This is a genomic window from Halorubrum saccharovorum DSM 1137, from assembly GCF_000337915.1.
Classification (GTDB): Archaea; Halobacteriota; Halobacteria; order Halobacteriales; family Haloferacaceae; genus Halorubrum; species Halorubrum saccharovorum.
Genome location: NZ_AOJE01000067.1, coordinates 37,550 through 59,901 on the forward strand (window position 1 = coordinate 37,550; position 22,352 = coordinate 59,901).

A 22,352-nucleotide genomic window follows, 5' to 3' on the forward strand; every position below is an offset into this window, starting at 1 on the left:
TCGCGACCGAGCGTGGTCGACGGCGGTCGGCCGTCGGTACTTATAAAAACGAGCTGCGCCGGGCTAGGCGAGGATGAACACGAACAGCGCGATCCCCGCGGCGAGCGTCAGAAAGAGCACGCTCCGGCCGATACCGGTCCGAATCTCGACGTCGACGCCGGCGCGCCCGAGCGCTTCTCGCGGATTCATCGCGGTCCACTCGACGGCCGCGATCGCGGTCATCACCGCCCGATCGACGGCGGCCCACAGCTCGGTGACGCCCCAGACCGACCCGCGAGCGAGGTAGAACGCGGCGGGGTACGTCACGGCGTCGACGTCCCGCATGTGGTGTGCGAGCCAGCCGAGCGGGCGCTTCAGCGCGAAGAAGCCGACGAAGCCGGCCCCCATCAGCCACGCCGACTCGGTCAGGTGGCTCGTGCTGTAGGGTTTGAAGTACACGTCCTCGCTGAGGATGAACTCAGTGAACGGCATCAGCTCGATCAGCTGGTAGTAGAACACGCCGAAGAAGACACACGCGCCGCCCGCGAGCACCATCCCGGCGGTCTGGAACGGCGTGGCGTCCTTCGGTGACAGCGTCGCCGAGCCGTGGAAGAACATGTAGTAGCCGAGCTTGATGAACGACATGAACGTCCCCACGCCGCCGAGGATCAGCAGCCACCAGAGGAGCCCGCTGTCCAACAGGAGCACGTAGTTGTGGATCTCGTGTGCGGAGTCGATCACCATCCCCTTCGAGATGAACCCGTTGAACCCCGGAACCGCCGTAATCGAGGCGGCGCCGACGAGGTACAGCAGGAAGGTGACAGGCATCACCCGCCAGAGCCCGCCCATGTCTCTGATGTCCTCAACGCCGGTCCGGTAGACGACGACGCCGACGGTCATGAACAGCAGGCTCTTGTAGAGGACGTTGTTGAACAGGTGCGCGAATCCGCCGGTGACGGCGAAGTCACCGACGGCGGTCGCGAGCCCGAGTCCCGCCAGCATGTAGCCGACCTGTGCCTGGATGTGGTACGACAGCAGCCGCCGCGGGTCGTACTGCAGCAGCGCGAAGAACGCCCCGTACACCGCCATGAACCCGCCGAGGTAGGCGAGCCACAAGCCCCCGTCCGGGAACGCGCGATACATCACGTACACCGCGGTCTTCGTCGTGAACACCGAGAGGAACACCGAGGCCGCGACGTGCGGGCGCGGGTAGGTGTCCGGCAGCCACGTGTGCAGGAAGATGAACCCGCAGTTGACGCCGATCCCGATCGCCGCGAGCAGCGTCGCGGAGGCGTGGATTCCGGTCGTCGACGAGAACAGGAATATCTCGGCGGCCGGCACGCTCCCGAGCATCGACGCGCCGTGGACGACGACCGCGCCGAGGAGGAACGTCCCGCCGATCCCGTGGAACAGGGCGTAGCGGTAGCCGGCCCGCACCGCCGCGCCGCCGTACTGCCACACCAGCAGCGTCGAGGTGACGGCCATCAGCTCCCAGAAGAAGATCAGGGTGAGCCAGTCGCCGGCGTAGATCGTCCCGACCGTTGAGGAGACGTATATCAGCGCGAGCGACGTCACCCATTTCGGCGCCTCGGTGCCGTACGCGTACAGCACCGCCGCCGTCGCGAGGAATCCGACGACGACCCCCATCAGCAGCGAGAACTGGTCGACGTTGAAGAAGACCACGTCGAAGCCGAGGAATCCCGTCGCGAGGTGCGCGCCCGTCCCGCCGTCGCCGAGCAGGACGGCCTGCGCGAAGGTGAACGCGGTCGCCAGCGCGGCCACCGCATGGCCCGACCGGCGCGGGAGCGCGAGCACGGCGAGCGCGGCGAACGCGAGCAGCACGTACGGCGGAACCGACGTGAGAATCGGATTCATGGCCGCATCACCTCCTCGGGGAGCCGCGTGTCCACGATGAGCTCGATCAGCTCCAGGAAGCCCATCTCGTAGGGGATCACGCCGAGCAGCACCGCGAGGCTCATCGCGGTGAGGATCGGCCCGAGCGTGAACCACGTCGACTCGCGCCCGCGGAGGGCGTCGAGCCCGGCGATGTGCTCCCAGCCGCCCGCGGGCGGACCGCCGGCGTGGCCGTGATCGTCGTGATCCGCGAGGTCTGCGTGGTCGTCATGTTCGGTGTCGTGGTCGTCGTGGTCGTCGTGGTCGTCGTGGCTGTCGTCGTCGTGGCTGTCGTCGTCGTGGCTGTCGTCGTCGTGGCTGTCGTCGTCGTGAGCGCCGTGAGTGGCGTCGTCGTGGCTGTCGTCGTCGTGAGCGCCGTGAGTGGCGTCGTCGCTATGATCCGCGCGATCGCCGTCGCTGCTGTCGTCGCCGCGCCCCACGCCGAACGGCACGTCGGCGTCAGAGGGGCGCGAGTCGACCGCGTAGTCGCCGGTGTCGACGCGCTCTGCGGGCTCGGAGAAGTCTCGATCGCTCGTGTCGAAGTCCGGCCGAACCACTCCCTCCTCGTCGGTCGGGAGGTCGTCCATCTCCGCGTCGGGAATGTCGGAATCGCCCGGAAGATCGCCGTCATCGGTCGGGTCCGAGTCGGTGTCGACCGCCGAGTCCCCCTCGGCGCTCTCGACGACCTCGTCGATGTCGGCCTCGTCGTCGGCGTCGCCGCCTTCATCTTCGTCTTCCGGTCGACCCCCGTCGGTCGCCGGCAGCGTCGACCGCGACTCCCCGCCCATCCGGAAGTCGACGAGCGGTTTCGCGTCGTGGGCGTCCTCGGACTCGAAGAAGGCGGTGTAGATCACCGGCCAGAAGTACGCGATGTTGAGGACGCCGGAGAGCAGCAGCGCGCCGACGAGGTAGTAGGCGACCGGGGTGAATTGCGCGCCCATCCGGATCCCGCCGATCAGCATGTAGTACTTACTGACGAAGCCGGCCAACAGCGGGATCCCCGCCATCCCGAGCGAGGCGACGGTGAACGCGCCCATCGTCAGGGGCATCCGCTTGCCGATCCCCGCCATCTCGGAGATGTAGTCGGTGTGCGTCGAGACGTGGAGATTCCCCGCACAGAAGAACAGGGTGAGCTTCATGAACGCGTGCGCCGGGATGTGCAGCAGCGCGCCCACGAGCCCGTACCACCCGAACAGCCCGAGCCCGAGGATGATGTAGCTCAGCTGGCTCACCGTCGAGTAGGCGAGCCGCTGTTTCAGGTGGTCCTTCCGCATGGCGATGATCGAGGCCGCGGTCAGCGTGACCGCCCCGATGGTCGAGAGCACGAGCCCGGCCGAGAAGCCGAACGGGAGCGAGAGCTCGAAGACGAGCTCCGGCCCGAACACGTCGAGGACGACCCGCGAGACGCCGAACGCCCCGGACTTGACGACCGCGACCGCGTGGAGCAGTCCGGAGACGGGCGTGGGCGCCACCATCGCCTCGGGGAGCCACTGGTGGAGCGGCATGATGCCGGCCTTCACGCCGAAGCCGATCGCGAGCAGGAAGAAGGCGAGCATCGCGAGGCCGGGGTCGGCGTTCGCCAGCTCCTCGATCCCGCCGGCCGTAAAGGAGACGTTGCCGGCGATTAGGTAGACGAGCGCGGTCCCGGCGAGCACGAGCACGCCGCCGCCGAACATCGTGTACGCGAGGTACTTCCGGCCGGCCGCGCGGGCCTCGTCGGTCTCGTCGTGGGCGACGAGCGGGTACGTCGCGATCGAGAGGAGCTCGTAGAACACGAAGATCGTCACGAGGTTCCCCGCGAACGCGATCCCCATCGTCGCCGACAGCGACACCGCGAACGCGGCGAAGTACCGGGTCTGGTTCGTCTCGTCGTTGCCGCGCATGTAGCCGATGCTGTAAAACGAGGTGACGATCCACAGCCCGCTGGCGAGGAACGCGAACAGCATCCCCAGCGCGTCCGCCCGGAGCACGAACTCGATGCCGCCGGGCAGGAACGCGCCGAGCGACCACTCGAAGACGGCGCCGTCGAGGACGGCCGGCAGCATCGAGGCGACGATCGCGAACTTCGCGACCGCCGCCGCGACCGTCCACCCCTCGCGGACGTTCGGGGAACGGTGCGACGCGACGATGAAGAACGCCGCGACGAACGAGACGAGGACCGCCAGTAGGGGGCGTAGATCGGTTATGGGTACGTCAGTCATGCGAACACCTCCGTGAGGAACGGATCGAACCACTCGAACAGCGCGTAGCCGCCGAAGCCGAGCGCGATCGTCGCGAGCGCCGCTACGATCAGGACCGCGAGCGGGACCGAGGGCACGCGGTCCGGCACGAGCCGCGACCGCGGCGCCCCCTCGACGGGCGTGAGGGGACCGTCGTCGTCTCCGGTCGCCGATTCGCGGCCGCCGTCGGCCGCGACGCCGTGGTCGGAGCCGCTGCCGCCGTGATCGTCCGCGTCGTGCTCGTCACCGTGGGCCTCCTCGCCGTGCCCGTCCGAGAGCCCGACGCCGGCGAAGTAGAACCGCTCTATCACCCGCGCGACGTACGACAGCGTGAACAGCGTGCTGACGAAGATCACGACCGCGATGCCGATTCCGGCGGGGTCACCCGCGCCCATGCTCGACTCGACCGCGCCGACGCCGATGTACCACTTTCCGAGGAAGCCGACCGACGGCGGGATCCCGACGAGTCCGAGCCCGAGCACGGCGATCGCACCGGCCGTGTAGGGTGCGGACCGGGCCGCGCTCGCGAGGTCGTCGAGCTCCCGGCCGCCGTAGCCGAGCGCCAGCAGCCCGACCCCGAGGAACAGCCCGAACTTCAGCAGGCCGTGACCGATCAGGTGGACGATCCCGCCGAGCAGCGCGGTCTCGTTCGCGAGCGCGATCGCGGCGACGATCATCCCGAACTGGGCGACCGAGGAGTACGCGAACATCCGCTTGAGGTCGGACTGCATCGCCGCGAGCGCGGAGCCCGCGAGGATCGACGCGCCGGCGACGATCAGCATGACCGTCGTGATCGCGTCGTTGGCCGCGAGGAAGTCGACGGTGAAGACGGTGTACGACACCCGGATCAGCGCGTACGCGCTCGCGGTCGACACGAGCGCCGCGACGATCGTCGTCACCGCGTCCGGCGCGCGCTGGTACGCGTCCGGCTGCCACGCGTGGATCGGGAACACGGCGATCTTCAGCCCGAGCCCCGCGACGATCAGCGCGTAGCTCGCGCGGATCAGCGGGTCGGCGTAGCTCGCCTGCTCGACGATCTGCACCTGCATGTCGAGCATGTTCAGCGTCCCCGTCGCGAGGAAGGCGTAGCCGACGCCCAGCAGGTATAACGAGGCGCCGACCGTCCCCACGACGAGGTACTTCAGCGAGGCGTACGCGCTCGCTCCGGAGCGGTCGGCCGCGATGAGCGCGTACGTGGAGATCCCGACGATCTCTAAGAAGACGAACATGTTGAACAGGTCGCCCGTCAGCACGAGCCCGGTGAGCCCGCCGACCAACAGCAGGTACCCGCTGTAAAACGAGTTGCCGCGCGGCCCGGCCACCCGCGCGAACGCGAGCGTCGCCAGCGAGACGACGGCGACCAGCGCGAGCACGGCGACCGACAGCTCGTCGGCCACCAGCTCGATCCCGATCGGGGGCTCGTACGTGCCGAGCGCGTGCGAGAGCGGTCCGTTGCGCGCCACTTCGACGCCGATCGCGGCCGCGAGCCCGGCGAGGACGGTCGTCGCGACCGCCGCCACCGGCCAGCCCGCGTCGTCGTACTTCAGCCCGAGCGCGATCGGGAACGTCGCCGAGACGAGGGGGACGGCGATGGCGACCGGGAGGAGCACGTCACTCATCGGTCTCACCCCCGTCTGCGACCGCGGACTCGTCGGCCGCAGCGCCGCCGGAGCCGGCGTGTCCGCCGGTGCCGGCCTCGCCGACCGCCGGGCGCTCCGGGAGCGACCCCTCGTCGCGCAAGAGGTCCCGGAGCACGTCGGTGCGGAGCGTCCCGTACTCGTCGTAGATGCGGATACAGAGCGCGAGCCCCACCGCGGTGAGGCTCACGCCGACGACGATGGCGGTGAGCACGATCACGTGCGGGAGCGGGCTGACGAACGTCTCCGTCTCGGCCGCGCCCTCGGGAATGATCGGGATCGCGCCGCCCTCGACGTACGCCGAGGTGATGAACAGCAGGAATATCGCCGTCTGGAACAGATTGAGGCCGATAATCTTCTTCACGAGGTTGGGGTTGGCGATCATCATGTAGAGGCCGATACACAGCAGCAACGCGAACGCGACGTACGCGTGTCTCGTCGTCAACACGTCGAGCGCCGAGGCGGTCGCGGTCCCGGACGCGAGGGCCGGGGCGACACTCGACACGGCGGCGAGCGCACCCGTCATCGGTCACCTCCGGCGTCTGCGGCGTCCCCTTCGAGGGTCCCGGTCTCGTCGATCGAGCCGTCCTCGTCGATCGAGCCGTCCTCATCGAGGGAGCCGTTTCCGAACCCGTCTCCCTCGGAGTTGAACCCCCTCGCGAGCAGGAAGAACAGCCCCATGAGCACGCCGCTCACGATCGGGGCGATCCCGACGATCTCCACGCCCTCCATCCCGTACTTGACGGGGTCGAGGATCGGGATCGGGAGGAGGTCGTACTGGAGGAACGCCCCGCCGAGCGCGACCGGGACGAGCCCGATGCCGGCGAACGCGAGCGCGCCGCCGACAGCGAGCGCGACGACGACGGTGTTCGCGAGCCAGTCGCGGGTCGACTCGATGCCGAACGCGAACGCGATCATGAACACCACGGCGGCCATGATCGCGCCGCCCTGGAAGCCGCCGCCGGGAGAGCCGCCCCCGTGGAAGGTGATGAAGAGGCCGAAGGTGAACGCGAACGGCGCGATCACTTTCACCGTCGGCATGATCACCTGGCTCTCGGTGTAGGGCGTCCCCTGTCGGTTCTCGGAATCGAGCCGTCCCGACCGGGGGGCGGCGCGGTGCGGCGGGAGCTCGGACTCGGAACCGTCCCGGTCGGCCGCCGCGTCGTCGAACGAGTCGTCGGTGCCTGGGTCGGTGACTGTGTCGGTCATGTCGGTGTCGTCGACGGCGTCGCTCATGCGAACACCTCTCGGTGGAGCACGATCAGCGCCGCGATCCCGCCGGCGAAGACGACGATCGCCTCACCGAAGGTGTCGAACCCGCGGAACGCCGCCAGCACGGCCATCACGGTGTTCTCGACGTGGGTCTGCGCGTACGTCTCCGTGAGGTACCACTGCGTCACGTCCGGGTTCGACCAGACGGGGGCGTCCGGCGAACCGATCGCCGGGATGTCGCCCATCGTGAGCAGCAGCCCGGCGAACAGGAACCCGGCGGCGCTCGCGGCGGGAAGGTTCACCGACTCGAACACCGAGTCGTGGTCGATCCGGGTCGTCTTCGCGAGCGTCAACAGCAGCAGGACGGTCGTCACGCCGGCCGAGATCGCGGCCTCCGTCAGCGCCACGTCGGGGGCGCGGTAGAACGTGTACAGCGCGGCCATCCCGAGGCTGTACGCCCCGAAGACGATGACCGCCGCGAGCACGTCGCGGGCGAGCGCGGTCGCGAGCGCCGTGAGCACGACGAACGCGAGCAGGCTCGCCTCGACCGCGGTGACCTGCGCGACGACCGGGGAGGCGGGGGTGAGCGAGCCGGTCGCGAGAGCGAGTGCGCCCGTCATCGGCGCTCGTCCCCCTCGGTCCACGGCACGGTCCCCTCCTCGAAGGCGGCCCGAGCGATCGCGTGGGCCGCCGTCGGGTTCGTCACGAAGATGAAGAACAGCAGGAGCACGCTCTTGATCCCGGCGGCCTCCCAGCCGATCGTCAGCGCGACCGCGGCCAGCCCGAAGCCGGCGCCGAGCGTGTCCGCCTGCGAGGCGGTGTGCGCCCGCGAGTACACGTCCGGCAGCCGGAGCACGCCCGTCATCGAGACGAACGTGAAGAACAGCCCGAGCAGCGTGAAGGCGACGACGAGCGCCACGCGGGCGGTCCCGAGCGCCTCCATCACAGCACACCACCCCGCTCGACGGTGAACTTCGAGATGGCGATCGCCATCAGGAAGTTCAACAGCGCGTACACGAGGGCGATGTCGAGGAACGTGGGCTCCGAGAGCGCGGCGCTCAGGATGGCGAGGATGACGACGGTGTTCGTCCCGAGGACGTTCACCGCGAGCACTCGGTCCTGCATCGTCGGGCCCTTCACGGCCCGATAGAGCATCCCGATCGCGAGCACGGTGAACCCCGCGGCCGCGAGCAGCAGGAAGTCCCCGACCGTGTAGCCGGCGACGAGCGCGGCGTCGACGACGCTCATTCGTCGGTCGCCCCCGCTTCCCCGCGATCCGCGCGGTTCTCGCCGTGCGGTTCGACCGACGGGTTGTCTTCCTCCGTAGCCGCGGTCCCGCCGTCACCCGCGGCGATCGGCAGCTCCTCGGTCGCGTCCGGCCCCTGCAGGATCGCGCAGTCGTCGCGCTCGCGGGGCGTCGGGAGCCGGGCCGACGCCCGACCGTAGTAGACGAACCGCGTCCAGCGCTCTAAGGAGCCGTCGAAGAGCCCGTCGCGGGCCGACGGGATGAGCGAGTGGACGTACAGGTCGCTGTCGCGGGCGCGGACCGTCAGCGTCCCCGGCGTCAGCGTGATCGAGTTCGCGAGCGTCATCAGCGGGAGCCCGCTACCGACGATCACGCGCATCCGGTTCAGCGTCGGATCGATCGGGAGCCGCGGGTCCAGTATCACCCGCGCGACCTCGACGTTCGCCTTGACGATCTCGAAGAGGAGGACGGGGACGTAGATCACGCCGCGGAGGACCCGCATCGGCGTCCGCGGGATCGCGGGCTCGACATCGATGCTGACCCGCGAGAGGGTGATCGAGACGATCGCCGCGGTCGCGACGCCGGTCACCCAGTCGAACCAGTAGAGCGGGTCGCCGAGCACGAGGTAGAAGGCGAGCGAGAACCCGAACATCGCGACGAACCGCTTCCCGGTCGCGTCGCTCCGGAGCCGCTCTCGTCGGGTCGGCCGCGTCACCGGGGCCGTCTCGACGGTCAGCGAGGTGTTCGACAGCGCGAACTCCAGCGGCTGGAGCAGGGTCGTGTTGCCGACGGGCGTGTACTCCGGATCGAGCAGCACCGCGTCGGCGCCGTGCTCCTCCGCGTAGGCGGCGAGCACCCGAACGTAGTCGTCCGGCCCGAACAGGTACTCGTCGGCGCCAATGAGCTCCGTCGCGACCGTCACCTGTGGACGCCTCTCGTCGAGGTCGTCGAGGTCGGAGTTCGCCCACGCCTCGGCGCGTTCGAGGACGCGCTCGGCCGACGCCGCGCGGTCGTCGGCGCCGGGGTCGCCGTTGCGCCACGACGCGATCTCCACGAGGTGGATCGTGGAGAAGCCGTCGTCGACCGCCGCCTCGACCGCGTGTGCGATCGTCGCCCGAAGGGTCGGCGTGGGTTCGACGGGGACGACGAGTCCCCCGGTCGGAGCGGACGGGGACCCGTGTTCCGCTTCGTCGCCGGGATCGTCGGGGTCGCCGGGGTCGCTGTCGGCGCCCTCGCCACCGGTGGCGTCGCCACCGTCGGTGTCGCTACCGGCGTCGGTGTCAGCCACCCACCACACCTCCGAGGGAACCGAGTTTTGCCGTCTCTGTGCACATGGGAATCTCTGTCTCGATCCTTTCTCTACCGCCTCAAAACAGTTTGTATCCGCGACGGTTTCGGGGTCGCGGAGAGGGGGAGCGGCCGTCGCCGCGGATCGGTTCGCCCTTACGACGATCGCCCGATCTCCGCGGCCAGCCGGTCGGCGATCCGCCCGGCGACGGCGTCCTTCGAACCGACGGCCTCCTCGGGCTCGGTCCCCTCGTCGCCGACGAGGAGGACGCGCGTCTCGTCGCCGCCCATCACGCTCGCGTCGTTGGCGACGACGAACGCCAGCCCGACCCGGTCGCGGATCCGCTCGGCCTCCGCCACCATCGCCGCGTCGTCGCCGGAGGTCTCGGCCTTGAACCCGACGATCGGCAGGTCCGGGTACGCCTCCCGCACCGAGTCGATCAGCTTCGGCGTCGGCTCCAGATCGACAGACAGCGGAGACCCTGACCGGATCTTCTCGTCGACCGCGTCGGCGGTGAAGTCGGAGATCGCCGCCGCGGAGACCAGCGCGTCGGCGGTGGCCGCAGTCCGTCGACACGCCTCCATCATCTCCTCGGCGGTCTCGACCCCGACCACGTCGGCGTAGGGGACCTCGGGGCCGTCCTGCACCAGCGTCACGGTCGCGCCCCGGACGTACAGCGCCCGGGCGACCGCCCGCCCGGTCTTCCCCGACGCCCGGTTCGTTAAGATCCGGATCGGGTCGATCCGCTCCTTGGTCGCGCCCGCGGTGACGACGACGTGGGTCCCCGAGAGCGACTGCGGCGTCGTCGCGCGGGCGACCTCCGTCATGATGTCGTCCTCCGCGGCGATCTTCGCCTTCCCCTCCTCGATCCGGGGGTCGGCGAACCGCACGCCCCACGCCTCCAGCCGGTCGAGCGCCTCCAACACGCCGGGGTGGTCGTACATCGGCTCGTGCATCGCCGGCGCCATCACGACCGGCACGTCCGCCCCGAGCGCGGTCGTCGCGCAGGTCGTGACGGGGGTGTCGTCGATGGCGCCCGCGACCTTCCCCGCGGTGTTCGCTGTCGCGGGGGCCAAGAGGAGCACGTCGGCCCACCCGTCTCGGCCGCACAGCTCGACGTGTTCCACGCTTCCGGTGATCTCGGTGACGACGGGCTCGTCTGTCGCGAAGTCGACCGCCCACGGGTGCACGATGTTCGTCGCCGCCGGAGACATGACGGCTCGCACGCTCGCGCCGCGGCGGCGCAGCTCGTGCGCGAGTTCGACGACCTTCACCGCCGCGATGCTCCCCGAGACGCCGAGCGCGACGTTGACCCCGTCCAGCATTACCGAGTCCGTTCCGCCCCCGACGGCTTATAAGATGTCGTTGCGGACCGGCCCTGGGCCCGCGGAGCCGGAGCGGATGGACCGCGCGTTACTCCGCGATCTCGACGGTGATCTCGTCGCGCTCGACGGCCAGCCTGAACGTCGGCACGGTCCGATAGACGACCTCGACGACGTTCTTGCGTTCGAGGCTCCGGAGCGCGCGCCGCACCTCGTCCACGTCGGGATCGAGGTCGAACGCCTCGCGGACGGCGTTGAGCACGGACACGACCGACTGCGACCGCTCGTCGGGGCCCGCCACGACATCGAACACCCGCGCCTCCAGCTCGGGGACGCGGATCGTCTCCGGCGCGCCGCCCTTCGCGACGGCGTCGGCCTCGATGCCGGGCTCCACGTCGACGAGGTCGTTCGCCTCGGCGGTCGACCGGATCAGGCTGTCGTCGTCGCGGTAGTAGTACTCCTTGAGGTGGTTCTCGAGGTACTGGTGGACCGCGCTGCCGCTGTCCAGGTCCCACGCGTCCTGCAGCTCCCCGTTCTTCGTCGGCTGGAGGCGGACGATGTCGGCGAGCCGGCTCCGCTCCTCGTCGGTCAGCGCCATACGTCCCCGTTCACCGGGGCGGGTATGGACGTTCCGGATCGCGATCCGGGGCGAGGAGCCGGCCGGCGGTCGTTCCGGCCGGGGATCGTTGACCGGGTCGGCCCGACCCGCCGGCGTCAGGAGGTCGTCGACTCGTCGTCCGCTCCGCCATCGGCCTCGTCTCCGAACTCGTCGTCGGCCCCCCACCGCTCCTCGATCGAGTGGCCGTGCGACCCGGCGGGGTCGATCCCGGGGGATTCGCCCGCGTCGCCCGCATCACCCACGTCGTCCGCGTCGTCCGCGTCGTCGGCTTCCGCCGTCGATTCGGGCCCCGAAACGCGGTCGGCGACGAGTTCCGAGAGCGGGTCGACGGTCACGCTGAGCCGCGCCACGACGAAGACGAGCGGGACGAACGACCCGATCAGGAACGCGGCGTCGTACGCCCACGCGAACCCGTCGAGCAGGGGGACGACCGCGCCGGCGAGCCCGCGGTGCGCGACCAGCACGGCCGCGAGCACGACGAGCCAGTACGCCATCGCGCCGCCGTTCTCGGCGATGCGCTCCACGTGGTTGGCGGCGTCGGTCCGGTGGAGGGCGGCACGCGTCAGCGAAGCGACCTTCGGCGCGGCGAACAGGAGGAGGGCGACGACCGCGACCGTCACTACCGCGCTGGCGACCGCGGCGACGGTGATCGGCGTCAGCGGGACCAGGCGGTCGACGCCCGGGAGCAGCGTGAACAGGTACAACACGCCGACCAGCGCGAGCGCCGCGATGGCGACCCGGCTGGCGGAGCGAACGGAGTCGCGATCGAACGCGTCAGTCGTCGATTCGGTTTCGGTCATGGTGCGCCCGGGGGAAGGGGCGGGAGGGACATAACCGACCGAGACGCTCAACGCGGTTTTACGCGGATTAAAATCGGCGGCGGCGGCGAGCCTCAGCTAGCGTCTTCGACGGCGCTCGCGGCGCGGATAACCGTCTCCTCGTCGAACTTCGGGCCGACGAGCTGGAGCCCGACCGGGAGCCCGTCCGCCTCGCCCGCGGGCACCGAGATCGCGGGGAGGTTCGCGAGGTTCACCGGCGTCGTGTTCGCGTCCGCGAGGTACATCCGGAGCGGGTCGTCGAGGCTCTCGCCAAGCTCGAAGGGGAGAACCGGCATCGTGGGCGACGCGATCACGTCCACGTCCGCGAACGCGTCCTCGAAGTCCCGCCGGACCCACGCGCGGGCGTCCTGCGCCTTCTTGTAGTACTTGTCGTGGTAGCCCGCCGAGAGCGCGTACGTGCCGAGCAGGACCCGGCGCTTGACCTCCGCGCCGAACCCCTCCTCGCGCGTCTCAGCGAACGACTCGTTCCAGTTGCCGTCCGACTCGGCGCGGTTCCCGTACCGCACCCCGTCGAAGCGCGCGAGGTTCGAGGACGCCTCCGCCATCGCGATGACGTAGTACGCCTGCACCGCGTGCTCGACCGAGGGCAGCGAGATCTCCGTCGTCTCCGCCCCGCGCGCCTCCAGCTCCGCGATCGCGTCCTCGACCGTCTCGACGACGCGCTCGTCGGCGCCGTCGAACAGCTCGGTGGGGACTCCGATCGTCAACCCGTCCACGTCGCCGTCGGCGGCCGCGGCGTAGCTCGCGTCGGGGTCCGCGCCCTCGACCTCGCTCAGGTCTCGCGTCGTTCCGTCGTTCGGGTCCGGGCCCGCGATCGCGTCGAGCGCGGCCGCCGCCTCCTCCACGGTGCCCGCGATCGGCCCGATCTGTTCGAGGGAGTTCGCGTACGCGACGAGCCCGTACCGCGAGACGAGCCCGTAGGTGGGCTTGATGCCGACGACGCCGCAGAACGCGGCCGGACAGCGCACGGAGCCGCCCGTGTCTGAGCCGAGCGCCACGTCGGCCTCGCCCGCGGCGACCGCGGCCGCCGACCCGCCGGAGGAGCCGCCGGGGACGCGCTCCGGGTCGACCGGGTTCCTCGTGGGGCCGAACGCGGAGGTCTCCGTGGTCGTCCCCATCCCGAACTCGTCCATGTTCGTCTTGCCGACCACCGTCGCGCCCGCCTCCGTGAGGCGGTCGACGACCGTCGCGGAGTAGGGCGGGACGTAGTCGGCGAGCATCTCCGAGCCGCAGGTCGTCCGGATCCCCTCGGTGGAGATGTTGTCCTTGACCGCGACCGTCGTTCCCGCGAGCGGCCCCTCGGCGTCCGCGTCGCCCTCGATCGTCTCCTCCGTGATGAAGGCGTTGTGGTCGACCGCCATCACGACACCTTCGGCCCCACGAAGAAGCCGTCTTCCGTCTCCTCGGCGTTCGACAGCGCCTCCTCCTGTGAGAGCCCCCCCTCGACCTCGTCGGGGCGCATCACGTTGACGAGCTCCTCTTCGCGCTCGGTCTCGGGGACCTCGTCGAGCGCCTCGAAGTAGTCGAGGATGTCGCCGAACTGGTCGGCGAACGCCGCGACCTCGTCGTCGTCGAGCCGAACGCGAGCCAGATCCGCGACGTGTCGGACTTCCTCGGCGTCGACGGCGGTCGCGGCGTCGTCGCCCCCGTCGGGCGCCTCCCCCGCGTCATCCGTCGACTCGGACGTATCGCTCATACGTCGAGGTGTCCCGGACCGGGAGTAAGGGTTTCGGAACGCCGCATCGGTCGTCCGCGACGGCCGCCGCTGTCGACCGTCCCGCCCCTCACTGCCCGCGTCGAGGAAGGAGACTTCCCCTCACTGCACGGCGTCGACGAAGGAGAGCCAGCGCTCGTGTCCCTCGAGCGTCGCGGCACGGTGTTCGTCGGCGAAGTCGGGGTGCCGGATCGTCTCCAAGGCGTTCAGCGCCCGGTCGATCCCGACGATCTCGTCGGCGAGCGCCTCGGCCGTCTCGCGGTCGAGCGAGGCGTCGGAGCCGTTGTCCGCGTCTCGGGGGTCCCCCCGAAGTCGGTCCATCCGGCGTTCGCGCTCCGCGCGGAGGGTCGCTTTCACCGACGACAGCTTCCGGTCCACCTCGGGGGGGACCGTCTCGATCGCCCGCGTCTCGACGATGAACTCGGAGAGGTCGACCGGGGTCCCGTCGATGGCCACCGTCTCCGGGACCGACGCGCCGACCGTCGCGCTCTGACTGGCGACTCGATCGAGTATCGCCTCCCGTTCGGATTCGTCCATGGAGGCCCTTCGGAGCCGGCGCGAAAATGGGCTGCGGTGGCGTCCCGCGGTCACTCGCTCGTCGACCCGTCGGCGCGGACCGTCACCACCGGCGGGTCCGCCAGCCGGACGACCTTCTCCGTGACGCTGCCGAGGAGGTAGCGCTCGACGCCGGTCCGGCCGTGCGTCCCCATCACGATCAGGTCGACGTCGTTCGCGTCCGCGTATTCGAGGATGACCGCGTGCGGGTTGCCCGATTCGACGGCGGTCGTCGTTTCGACGTCGCCGAGCGCGGCCGCGGCCTCCTCGACGATCCCCTCGCCGTGCTCCAGGATGGCGTTCCGGCGTTCGTTGGTGTCGGTGTACTCGCCGACCGTGCCCCCCTCCGCTCCCTCCGCCGGGTCCTCGCTCAGCGCCGCGCCGTCCTCGGCGAGGAACGCGCCGCTCATGCCGATCCCGGCGTGCCGCGTGTCGGCGACGCACAGCACGTGGACGGTCGCGTCGAACGCCGACGCGAGTTCGCGAACGTGTTCCGCCGCGGCCTTCGACCCGTCGCTCCCGTCCGTCGGATAGAGGATATCGTGGTACATCGTGGCACTGTCGTTACCGTTCGACCGGTCACGACAAAAGCGCACCGGCGAATAGCCGGGGAGATCCGCCGCGAGCGGTGGAACGGGACCGAGCCGACGGCGGTCGTGGTGAGGCCCTACAGCAGGTCGTTCGAGACGAGCCGATCGACCGCCTCGCGCAGGCGCTTCTCGCTCGCGGCGTAGGAGATCCGAGCGTACCCCGGCGCGTTGAACGCGCTGCCGGGGACGCAGGCGACGGACGCCTCCTCGATGGCGGCCTCACACCACGCCTGGTCGTCCTCGTCGACGGGGATCATCATGTAGAAGGCGCCGTCGCCGATGTCGACGTCGACGCCGTGCTCGTCGAACAGGTCGACGAGGAGGTCGCGGCGGTCGCGGAACGCGTCGCGCATCTCCGTGACCGACTCGTCGGTGTTCTCCAGCGCCTCGACGCCCGCGCGCTGGACGAAGTTGACAGCACAGGAGACGGAGTGGGAGTGGAGCTTGCCGGCCTGCCCGACGAACTCGTCGGTCGCGTGGAAGTAGCCGAGCCGCCAGCCGGTCATCGAGTACGCCTTCGAGAAGCCGTTGACGGTGATCGTGCGGTCGGCCATCCCGTCGAGGCTCGCCAGCGAGACGTGCTCGGCGTCGTAGGTGATGCGCTGGTAGATCTCGTCCGAGATAACGGCGACGTCGTGTTCGACCGCCAGGTCGCGGACGCCCTCCAGGGCGGCCTCCGAGAAGACGGCGCCGGTGGGGTTCGACGGGGAGTTGACGACGAGCAGCTCGGTGTCGTCGGAGACCGTCTCCGCGAGCGCGTCGAGCGCCGGCTCCAGCTGGAAGCCGTGCGGCGCCAGGTCGACCCGCGAGAGGTCGGCGCCGGCGAGCTTCGCCATCGCCTCGTAGGAGACCCACGCCGGGTCGAGCAGGACGACCTCGTCGCCGTCGTCGATCAGCGTCTGAAACGTCTCGTACAGCGCCTGCTTGCCGCCGGGGGTGACGATGACCTCGTCGGCGTCGGCGTCGATCCCGTCGTCTCGGAGCTTCGCCGCAATCGCCTCCTTGAGTTCGGGGATCCCGTTCGAGGAGGTGTATCCCGTGTGGCCGGCGTCGAGGGCGTCTTTGCCGGCCTCGACGACGTTCGACGGGGTGTCGAAGTCGGGCTCGCCGACGGAGAGGTCGACGATGTCCGCGCCCTCGGCCTCCTTCTCCGCCGCGAGGTTCGATATCGCCAGCGTGGCGCTGGGCTCTACGCGTCCGATCCGGTCCGAAAAGTCGTATGCGTCGCTCATTGTGATGTCCTCCGCTCGGGGTCGTCTCCGCCGGTCATTCGAGCTCCTCCGCGAGGTCGATCGCGGCCTCGGCGGCGTCGGCACCCTTATCGATGCGCTCGCGCGCCTCCGCGCCGGACATCCCCGGCCCGCTCACGCCGAACGTGACGGGGGTGTCGCGGTCGAGGCTCACCCGCGTGAGCTTGTCGGCGGTCGCGCTCGCGATCACGTGATCGTGGTCGGTGTCGCCGGTTACGATGGCGCCGACCACCGCGACGGCGTCGACGTCGTCTCGGCGCGCGAGCCGGTCGGCGGCCAGCGGGCTGTCGTACGCGCCCGGCACGCTCAGTTCGTCGACGACGACGGCGTCGCGGTCGGCGGCCGCCTCCCGGGCGGCCTCGGCCATCGGCTCCGTGACGGAGTCGTTGAACCGCGCCACCACCAGTCCCAGCGAGACCATACGCCCGCTCGCACCGGGGGCGGCAAAGGTCTACCGTTCGACCGCAGGGTTGCCGGACGAATGCGATCGGGACGGGTGGTGACGTGGATACTGGTTGTTTATAAACGGTCGAGGTGGTGGCGCGCCCCGGTGAGCGGCCCGCAGGGCCGCGAGCCGACGGTGCGAGGGACGCGGTGAGCGCTCGCAGAGCGCGAACCGCGAGGCTGGGGAGGCGTGAGGTGTGGGGCAGTCGCGGTTGGGTGGGACTCAAAGGGGCGGCCGCGAGGGCGAAGCACACCGACGTAAGCACCGCAGCGAAGGAGTGGTAGCGACTGAGCGAAGAGCGCAACGAGGTGCGCGAGCCGTCGCGGCGGGGCTTTGGAGGAGGTCACCGCCGAGTCATCGATCACGTATCGCCGAGCGGCTGGGGCTTTGAGGTAGTCGCTGTCGCTCTGTTGGTTAGTTATACACGAGCGGCCGATGATCGAGAAGGAACGACGGCGACCCAGACGACTTACTTCGCGACTTTCGCCTCGAACTTCTCTCGCACCTTCTCCATCTTCGGCTTCGCGTGGAAGGTGCAGTAGGCGTCGTCGGGGTTCTTCGCGAAGTAGTCCTGGTGTTTTTCCTCGGCGCGGTAGAACGTCTCCAGCGGTTCGATCTCGGTCACCACGTCGTCGTCGTACTCCTCGTCGAGCGCCTCGACGTACGCCTCGGCGACCTCGCGCTGTTCCTCGTCGTGCGTGAGGACGATCGAACGGTACTGGGACCCAACGTCCGGCCCCTGTCGGTTGAGTTGGGTCGGATCGTGGATCTCGAAGAACGCCTCCAACACCTCGTCGTAGGCGATGGCGTCGGGGTCGAATTCGACCTGCACGACCTCGGCGTGACCGGTGTTCCCGGAGCAGACCTGTTTGTACGTCGGATCGTCGACGTGGCCGCCGGCGTAGCCGGACGTGACCGACTCGACGCCGGCGAGCTGTTCGAGCGCCGCCTCGGTACACCAGAAGCACCCGCCGCCGAGCGTCGCGGTTTCGAGCTGATCGGACATATGCGTGACGAGGGCTCGGAGACGTATTAATCACGCGCGCTTACGAGTGGATGCTGATCGATTCCGTGGGTTCGGATTTATGAGTCGATGGCTACGGATCGATGGTGAACTCTTCCAAAGCCCCAGCCGGCGAGGCGGCTGCCCCTTTGAGTCCCACCCCGCACCGCACAGCACCTCACGCCTCCCCAGCCTCGTCGGCCTCCCGTCGCNTCAGAGATGTGTATAAGAGACAGAATGATGTCCGCACACTCAGTTTTTAAGCGGCTGAGGGTCGACCCGACCGTATGAACGAACTCGCGGATCTGACCGAGGAGCTGGTCGCGATCCCGTCGCACGAGGACGAGACCGCCGCCGGCGACGCGATCGAGGAGTGGCTCCGCGCGGAGACCGACGCGCGGGTTGAGCGCGACGAGGCCGGGAACGTGATCGCGTACAAGGGCGCGACCGGGGACCCCGACGCCGACACGCTCGCGCTCGTCGGCCATCACGACGTGGTCCCGCCGGCCGATCGCCAGACGACCGGGGAGGGGAACGCGGGCGGGTACGTCGTCGAGCGCCGCGAGGGGCGGATCTTCGGGCGCGGCGCGGCCGACATGAAGGGGGCGGTGGCCGCCTGCATGCTCGCGTTCCGGGACGCCGAACCGCCGGTAGACCGGACGCTCGCGTTCGCGTCGTTCGTCGGCGAGGAGGTGGGCGGCGAGGGGGCGCGCCACGCGATCGACGAGGGGTTCGCTCCGGACCGCGCGGTCGTCGCCGAGGGGTCGACGAACTACTCGAAGCCCGGCGTCACCGACGTGGCCGTCGCGCACAAGGGTCGGCGCGCCTCGACGCTCGTCGCGAGCGGGACCGCGGCGCACGCCTCCGAACCCGAGGCCGGCGAGAACGCGGTCTATCGGGCGAGCGACGCGATCGACGAGGTTCGCGAGCTCGACGCCCCAGAGGCGACCGTCTTCGGCGAGCGCGCCTCCGGGTCGCTCGCGGTGACGATGGTCCGCGGCGGCGAGACGTGGAACGTGATCCCGGAGCGCTGCGAGGTGACGATCGACGAGCGGACGGTCCCCGGCGACCGCGCCGACATCGGCCGCGCCGCCGAGGCGGTCGAGGGCGTCGCGTGGGAGATCGACCAGGACCTCCCGCCGATGGCCTGCGACGACGACGCCTTCGCGGACGCGGCGCTCGCGGCGGCCCGCGAGGTCCACGACGAACTGGGGCTCGACGCGCCCGAACACGTCGTCAAGCCCCACGCGACCGACGCGGGCTGGCTCGCCGAGGCCGGAACCGACCCCCTCGTCTGCGGGGCCTCCGAGCCCGGCGAGGCGCACACCGAGACCGAGAGCGTCGGCGTCGACGTGCTGGAGCGCTGCTACCGGATCTACGAGGACATCGGCGAACGGGCGTTCTGACCCGTCGAGACGCGCTGTGGCGCGGAGCGGTCGACGCCGCCGAGCGCCGCGGTATGGAAGGGGTTTTATGCGCCCCGTGGAAAGTGTGCGCCACTATGGGAGACAAGTCGAAGGCCCAAAAGAAGCGTCTGGCGAAGGCGGAACGCCAGAACACCCGCGTCCCCGCGTGGGTCATGATGAAGACGGACATGAACGTCACGCGAAACCCCAAGCGGCGCAACTGGCGCCGGAACGACCTGGACGAGTAAATGTCGACGAGTGATTTTGAGGAGCGCGTCGTCACCGTCCCGCTCCGCGACGCCAACGACAAGCCGGTCCAGGAACGCGCCGACTTCGCGATGAAGATCGTCCGCGAACACCTCGCGCAGCACTTCTCCGTCGACGAGGAGGAAGTCGTCATCGACACCTCGGTCAACGAGGCCGTCTGGGCGAACGGGCGCCAGAACCCGCCGAGCAAGGTCCGCGTCCGCGCGGCCCGGTTCGTCGAGGACGGCGAGCCCGTCGTCGAAGCCGAGCACGCCGAGTAACGTGTTACGGGCGACTTTCACCGGCTCGTCGTACGTGGGCGTGTTCGCCCGCGCGATCGGCGACCTCCTGTTGGTCCGGCCGGACGTCGACGAGGAGCTGGCCGACGCGCTCGGCGAGGAGCTGGGCGCCGACCCCCTCCTCACGACGGTCGGCGGCGCCAACACCGTCGGGTCCCTCGCGACGGGCAACGAGAACGGGATTCTCGTCTCCGCGCGGGCCACCGACCGAGAGCAGTCGCGGATCGCCGAGGCCGCCGACCGCGAGGTGGGCGAGCTCCCCGGCGAGATCAACGCGGCCGGGAACGTCGTCCTCGCGAACGACTACGGCGCCTACGTCCACCCGGACCTCCCGCGCGAGTCGATCGTGACGATCAGAGAGACCCTCGACGTCCCCGTGGTCCGCGGCGACCTCGGCGACGTGCGAACGGTCGGCACCGCCGCGGTCGCCAACAACACGGGCGTGCTCTGTCACCCCAAGTCGACCGAGTCGGAGCTGCAGGCCGTCGAGGAGGCGCTCGACGTGCACGCCGATCTCGGGACGATCAACTACGGCGCGCCGCTCGTCGGCTCCGGGCTCGTCGCCACCGACGAGGGGTACGTCGTCGGCGAGGACACGACCGGTCCGGAGCTCGGGCGTATCGAGGAGACGCTCGGCTTCATCGACTGACGCCGACGCGCGTTCTGACCTCGCCGGGTGACCGTCTGTTCCGCGGCGGCGGATTCGCCTCCGGCGAACACACGTTGAGGGTAAAGAGCCTCTCTGAGCGCCGTTTTACCGCGTTCTTTCGCGATCGGTCGCGTCTCGCTTTTTAGGAAGATACTTCCCTGTCCCTGCCGGATCGGTGAACATGAGTACCTACACGGTGAGTGGACGGTTCCAGAGTCGAGACGGCTTCCAGCCGTTCACCAAGGACGTCGAGGCGGAGAACGAGGACCTCGCCCGCGAGCGCATCTACACCACGGTCGGGAGCCAGCACAGCCGGAAGCGCACCCAGATCGAGATCGAGGAGGTGTCCGCGGCATGATGGGCGGCGGACAACAGCAGCTCCAGCAGCTCTCCCAGGAGCTGCAGGCGCTCGACGAGGAGATCGAGGCGCTCGAAGACGAGATCGCCGACTACCAGCAGGAGCAGTCCGACATCGACGACGCGATCGAGGCCATCGAGACCCTCGACACGGGATCGACGGTGCAGGTCCCGCTCGGCGGCGGCGCCTACGTGCGCGCCGAGGTCCAGGACATCGACGAGATCATCGTCTCGCTCGGTGGCAACTACTCCGCCGAGCAGAGCGAGGGCGACGCGATCGACGTGCTCCGACGCAAGCAGGAGTCGCTCGACGAGCGCATCGAGGAGACGCAGGAAGAGGTCGACGAGCTCGAAAGCGAGAGCGATGAGCTCGAACAGCAGGCCCAGCAGATGCAACAGCAGATGCAGCAGCAGCAGATGCAGCAGATGCAGCAGGGTCAGGGCGACGAGGAGTAACGACCGACCGTGTTCGACGGACTGAAAGACAAGCTCTCCGGGTTCCGAGAGGACGTAGAGGAGAACGCCGAGGTCGAGGAGCCCGCTGAGCAGGACGAATCAGCGGCGGCCGAGAGCGCCGCCGCCGAGTCTACCGAGGACGAACCGGCCGCGGAAGAGGACGCTGCAGTCGGCGAAACGGGCGGCGACGCAGATGGAGATGCGGACGCCGACGACAACGAACCCAGCACCTTCCAGCGCGCGAAGGCGTTCGCCACCGGCCGGATCATCATCGAGGAGGAGGACCTCGAGGAGCCGCTGTGGGACCTCGAAATGGCCCTCCTCGAGAGCGACGTGGAGATGAGCGTCGCCGAGCGCATCCTCGAAACCGTCCGCGAGAAGATGCTCGGCGAGTCCCGGAAACAGGTCGAGACGACCGGCGAGCTCGTCGAGTCGGCGCTTCACGACGCCCTCCTCGACGTGATCGCCGTCGGCCAGTTCGACTTCGAAGAGCGGATCGCGGAGGCGGAAAAGCCCGTCACCATCGTTTTCACCGGCGTCAACGGCGTCGGGAAGACGACGAGCATCGCGAAGCTCTCGGAGTGGCTCGCCGACCGCGGCTACTCGTCGGTGATGGCGAACGGCGACACCTACCGCGCGGGCGCCAACGAACAGATCCAGGAACACGCCGACCGGCTCGGCCGGGAGCTCATCTCCCACGACCAGGGCGGCGATCCCGCGGCCGTGATCTACGACGGCGTCGAGTACGCCGCGGCGAACGATATCGACGTGGTGCTCGGCGACACCGCGGGCCGGCTCCACACGAGTGACGACCTGATGTCCCAACTGGAGAAGATCGACCGCGTCGTCGACCCGGACATGACGCTGTTCGTCGACGAGGCGGTCGCGGGTCAAGACGCGGTGAACCGCGCGAAGGAGTTCAACGACGCCGCCGAGATCGACGGCGCCATCCTGACGAAGGCCGACGCCGACTCCTCCGGCGGCGCCGCCATCTCCGTCGCGTACGTCACCGGGAAGCCGATCTTGTTCCTCGGCACCGGACAGGGGTACGACGACCTCACCCTGTTCGATCCCGAGGAGCTGGTCGAGAGTCTGCTCGGCGAGGACTGAGGCGGGCGGTCCTCACCG

26 protein-coding genes are annotated in these 22,352 nt (G+C 69.6%); 7 read left to right on the forward strand and 19 right to left on the reverse strand.

Features of this window, described 5'->3' with window-relative positions; all coding sequences use genetic code 11:
• Positions 1–63: 63 nt before the first annotated feature.
• From C471_RS13890 to msrA, 19 genes are all read right to left on the reverse strand, one after another.
• Positions 64–1,854, reverse strand: coding sequence for a Na(+)/H(+) antiporter subunit D (locus C471_RS13890; protein WP_004050108.1), 1,791 nt, complete (start codon positions 1,852–1,854; stop codon positions 64–66).
• Entirely contained in the window at positions 1,851–4,073 is a 2,223-nt protein-coding gene (locus C471_RS13895; RefSeq protein WP_004050109.1) for a cation:proton antiporter, read from the reverse strand. Before C471_RS13895 ends, C471_RS13890 begins: the two co-directional genes overlap by 4 nt.
• A complete protein-coding gene (locus C471_RS13900) occupies positions 4,070–5,710 on the reverse strand; it encodes a proton-conducting transporter transmembrane domain-containing protein (RefSeq protein WP_004050110.1) in 1,641 nt (546 codons plus the stop codon). Before C471_RS13900 ends, C471_RS13895 begins: the two co-directional genes overlap by 4 nt.
• The gene (locus C471_RS13905; protein WP_004050111.1) at positions 5,703–6,254 is read right to left on the reverse strand and encodes a cation:proton antiporter subunit C; all 552 of its coding nucleotides are present in this window, start codon (positions 6,252–6,254) and stop codon (positions 5,703–5,705) included. Before C471_RS13905 ends, C471_RS13900 begins: the two co-directional genes overlap by 8 nt.
• Positions 6,251–6,964: an MnhB domain-containing protein gene (locus tag C471_RS13910; protein WP_004050112.1), complete on the reverse strand. Its 714-nt coding sequence runs from the start codon at positions 6,962–6,964 to the stop codon at positions 6,251–6,253. Before C471_RS13910 ends, C471_RS13905 begins: the two co-directional genes overlap by 4 nt.
• Complete coding sequence (locus C471_RS13915; protein WP_004050113.1) at positions 6,961–7,560, reverse strand: DUF4040 domain-containing protein; 600 nt, start codon at positions 7,558–7,560, stop codon at positions 6,961–6,963. Before C471_RS13915 ends, C471_RS13910 begins: the two co-directional genes overlap by 4 nt.
• On the reverse strand, positions 7,557–7,883 hold the full coding sequence (gene mnhG / locus C471_RS13920; RefSeq protein ID WP_004050114.1) for a monovalent cation/H(+) antiporter subunit G: 327 nt from the start codon (positions 7,881–7,883) through the stop codon (positions 7,557–7,559). The genes C471_RS13915 and mnhG overlap by 4 nt, the downstream gene beginning before the upstream one ends.
• Positions 7,883–8,188, reverse strand: coding sequence for a cation:proton antiporter (locus tag C471_RS13925; RefSeq protein WP_004050115.1), 306 nt, complete (start codon positions 8,186–8,188; stop codon positions 7,883–7,885). Before C471_RS13925 ends, mnhG begins: the two co-directional genes overlap by 1 nt.
• Positions 8,185–9,474 (reverse strand): monovalent cation/H+ antiporter subunit E, encoded by a 1,290-nt coding sequence (locus tag C471_RS13930; protein ID WP_004050116.1) that lies wholly within the window; start codon positions 9,472–9,474, stop codon positions 8,185–8,187. The genes C471_RS13925 and C471_RS13930 overlap by 4 nt, the downstream gene beginning before the upstream one ends.
• 155 nt (positions 9,475–9,629) lie before the next feature.
• Complete coding sequence (gene coaBC, locus C471_RS13935; RefSeq protein WP_004050117.1) at positions 9,630–10,799, reverse strand: bifunctional phosphopantothenoylcysteine decarboxylase/phosphopantothenate--cysteine ligase CoaBC; 1,170 nt, start codon at positions 10,797–10,799, stop codon at positions 9,630–9,632.
• A gap of 88 nt (positions 10,800–10,887) precedes the next feature.
• Complete coding sequence (locus tag C471_RS13940) at positions 10,888–11,394, reverse strand: DUF5797 family protein (protein WP_004050118.1); 507 nt, start codon at positions 11,392–11,394, stop codon at positions 10,888–10,890.
• 116 nt (positions 11,395–11,510) lie between these two features.
• The gene (locus C471_RS13945) at positions 11,511–12,215 is read right to left on the reverse strand and encodes a hypothetical protein (protein WP_004050119.1); all 705 of its coding nucleotides are present in this window, start codon (positions 12,213–12,215) and stop codon (positions 11,511–11,513) included.
• Positions 12,216–12,307: 92 nt separating this feature from the next.
• Complete coding sequence (gene gatA, locus C471_RS13950; protein ID WP_004050120.1) at positions 12,308–13,615, reverse strand: Asp-tRNA(Asn)/Glu-tRNA(Gln) amidotransferase subunit GatA; 1,308 nt, start codon at positions 13,613–13,615, stop codon at positions 12,308–12,310.
• Entirely contained in the window at positions 13,615–13,950 is a 336-nt protein-coding gene (gene gatC, locus C471_RS13955) for an Asp-tRNA(Asn)/Glu-tRNA(Gln) amidotransferase subunit GatC (protein ID WP_004050121.1), read from the reverse strand. The genes gatA and gatC overlap by 1 nt, the downstream gene beginning before the upstream one ends.
• A 120-nt stretch (positions 13,951–14,070) precedes the next feature.
• Positions 14,071–14,505, reverse strand: a complete 435-nt coding sequence (locus C471_RS13960) for a DUF5788 family protein (RefSeq protein WP_004050122.1) — start codon at positions 14,503–14,505, stop codon at positions 14,071–14,073.
• A 50-nt stretch (positions 14,506–14,555) separates the two neighbouring features.
• Positions 14,556–15,074 carry a universal stress protein gene (locus C471_RS13965; RefSeq protein ID WP_004050123.1) on the reverse strand — a complete coding sequence of 173 codons (519 nt, stop codon included), beginning with the start codon at positions 15,072–15,074 and terminating at the stop codon, positions 14,556–14,558.
• 116 nt (positions 15,075–15,190) lie between these two features.
• Positions 15,191–16,345 (reverse strand): pyridoxal phosphate-dependent aminotransferase, encoded by a 1,155-nt coding sequence (locus C471_RS13970; RefSeq protein ID WP_004050124.1) that lies wholly within the window; start codon positions 16,343–16,345, stop codon positions 15,191–15,193.
• 34 nt (positions 16,346–16,379) lie between these two features.
• On the reverse strand, positions 16,380–16,784 hold the full coding sequence (ribH, locus tag C471_RS13975; protein WP_004050125.1) for a 6,7-dimethyl-8-ribityllumazine synthase: 405 nt from the start codon (positions 16,782–16,784) through the stop codon (positions 16,380–16,382).
• Positions 16,785–17,277: 493 nt separating this feature from the next.
• The gene (msrA, locus tag C471_RS13980) at positions 17,278–17,814 is read right to left on the reverse strand and encodes a peptide-methionine (S)-S-oxide reductase MsrA (protein WP_004050126.1); all 537 of its coding nucleotides are present in this window, start codon (positions 17,812–17,814) and stop codon (positions 17,278–17,280) included.
• Positions 17,815–18,098: 284 nt separating this feature from the next.
• On the opposite strand from msrA, the gene C471_RS13985 reads away from it, so the two are divergent.
• From C471_RS13985 to ftsY, 7 genes are all read left to right on the forward strand, one after another.
• Positions 18,099–19,217 (forward strand): M20 family metallopeptidase, encoded by a 1,119-nt coding sequence (locus tag C471_RS13985; protein WP_004050127.1) that lies wholly within the window; start codon positions 18,099–18,101, stop codon positions 19,215–19,217.
• Between the two features lie 95 nt (positions 19,218–19,312).
• Positions 19,313–19,465 (forward strand): 50S ribosomal protein L39e, encoded by a 153-nt coding sequence (locus C471_RS13990; protein WP_004050128.1) that lies wholly within the window; start codon positions 19,313–19,315, stop codon positions 19,463–19,465.
• Positions 19,466–19,744, forward strand: coding sequence for a 50S ribosomal protein L31e (locus C471_RS13995; RefSeq protein WP_004050129.1), 279 nt, complete (start codon positions 19,466–19,468; stop codon positions 19,742–19,744). It abuts the gene before it with no gap.
• Between the two features lies 1 nt (position 19,745).
• A complete protein-coding gene (locus C471_RS14000) occupies positions 19,746–20,411 on the forward strand; it encodes a translation initiation factor IF-6 (RefSeq protein ID WP_004050130.1) in 666 nt (221 codons plus the stop codon).
• Between the two features lie 181 nt (positions 20,412–20,592).
• Complete coding sequence (rpl18a, locus tag C471_RS14005; RefSeq protein WP_004050131.1) at positions 20,593–20,769, forward strand: 50S ribosomal protein L18Ae; 177 nt, start codon at positions 20,593–20,595, stop codon at positions 20,767–20,769.
• On the forward strand, positions 20,769–21,224 hold the full coding sequence (gene pfdA, locus C471_RS14010; protein WP_049909424.1) for a prefoldin subunit alpha: 456 nt from the start codon (positions 20,769–20,771) through the stop codon (positions 21,222–21,224). Before rpl18a ends, pfdA begins: the two co-directional genes overlap by 1 nt.
• 9 nt (positions 21,225–21,233) lie before the next feature.
• Positions 21,234–22,334 (forward strand): signal recognition particle-docking protein FtsY, encoded by a 1,101-nt coding sequence (gene ftsY / locus C471_RS14015; protein WP_004050133.1) that lies wholly within the window; start codon positions 21,234–21,236, stop codon positions 22,332–22,334.
• Positions 22,335–22,352 lie beyond the last annotated feature (18 nt).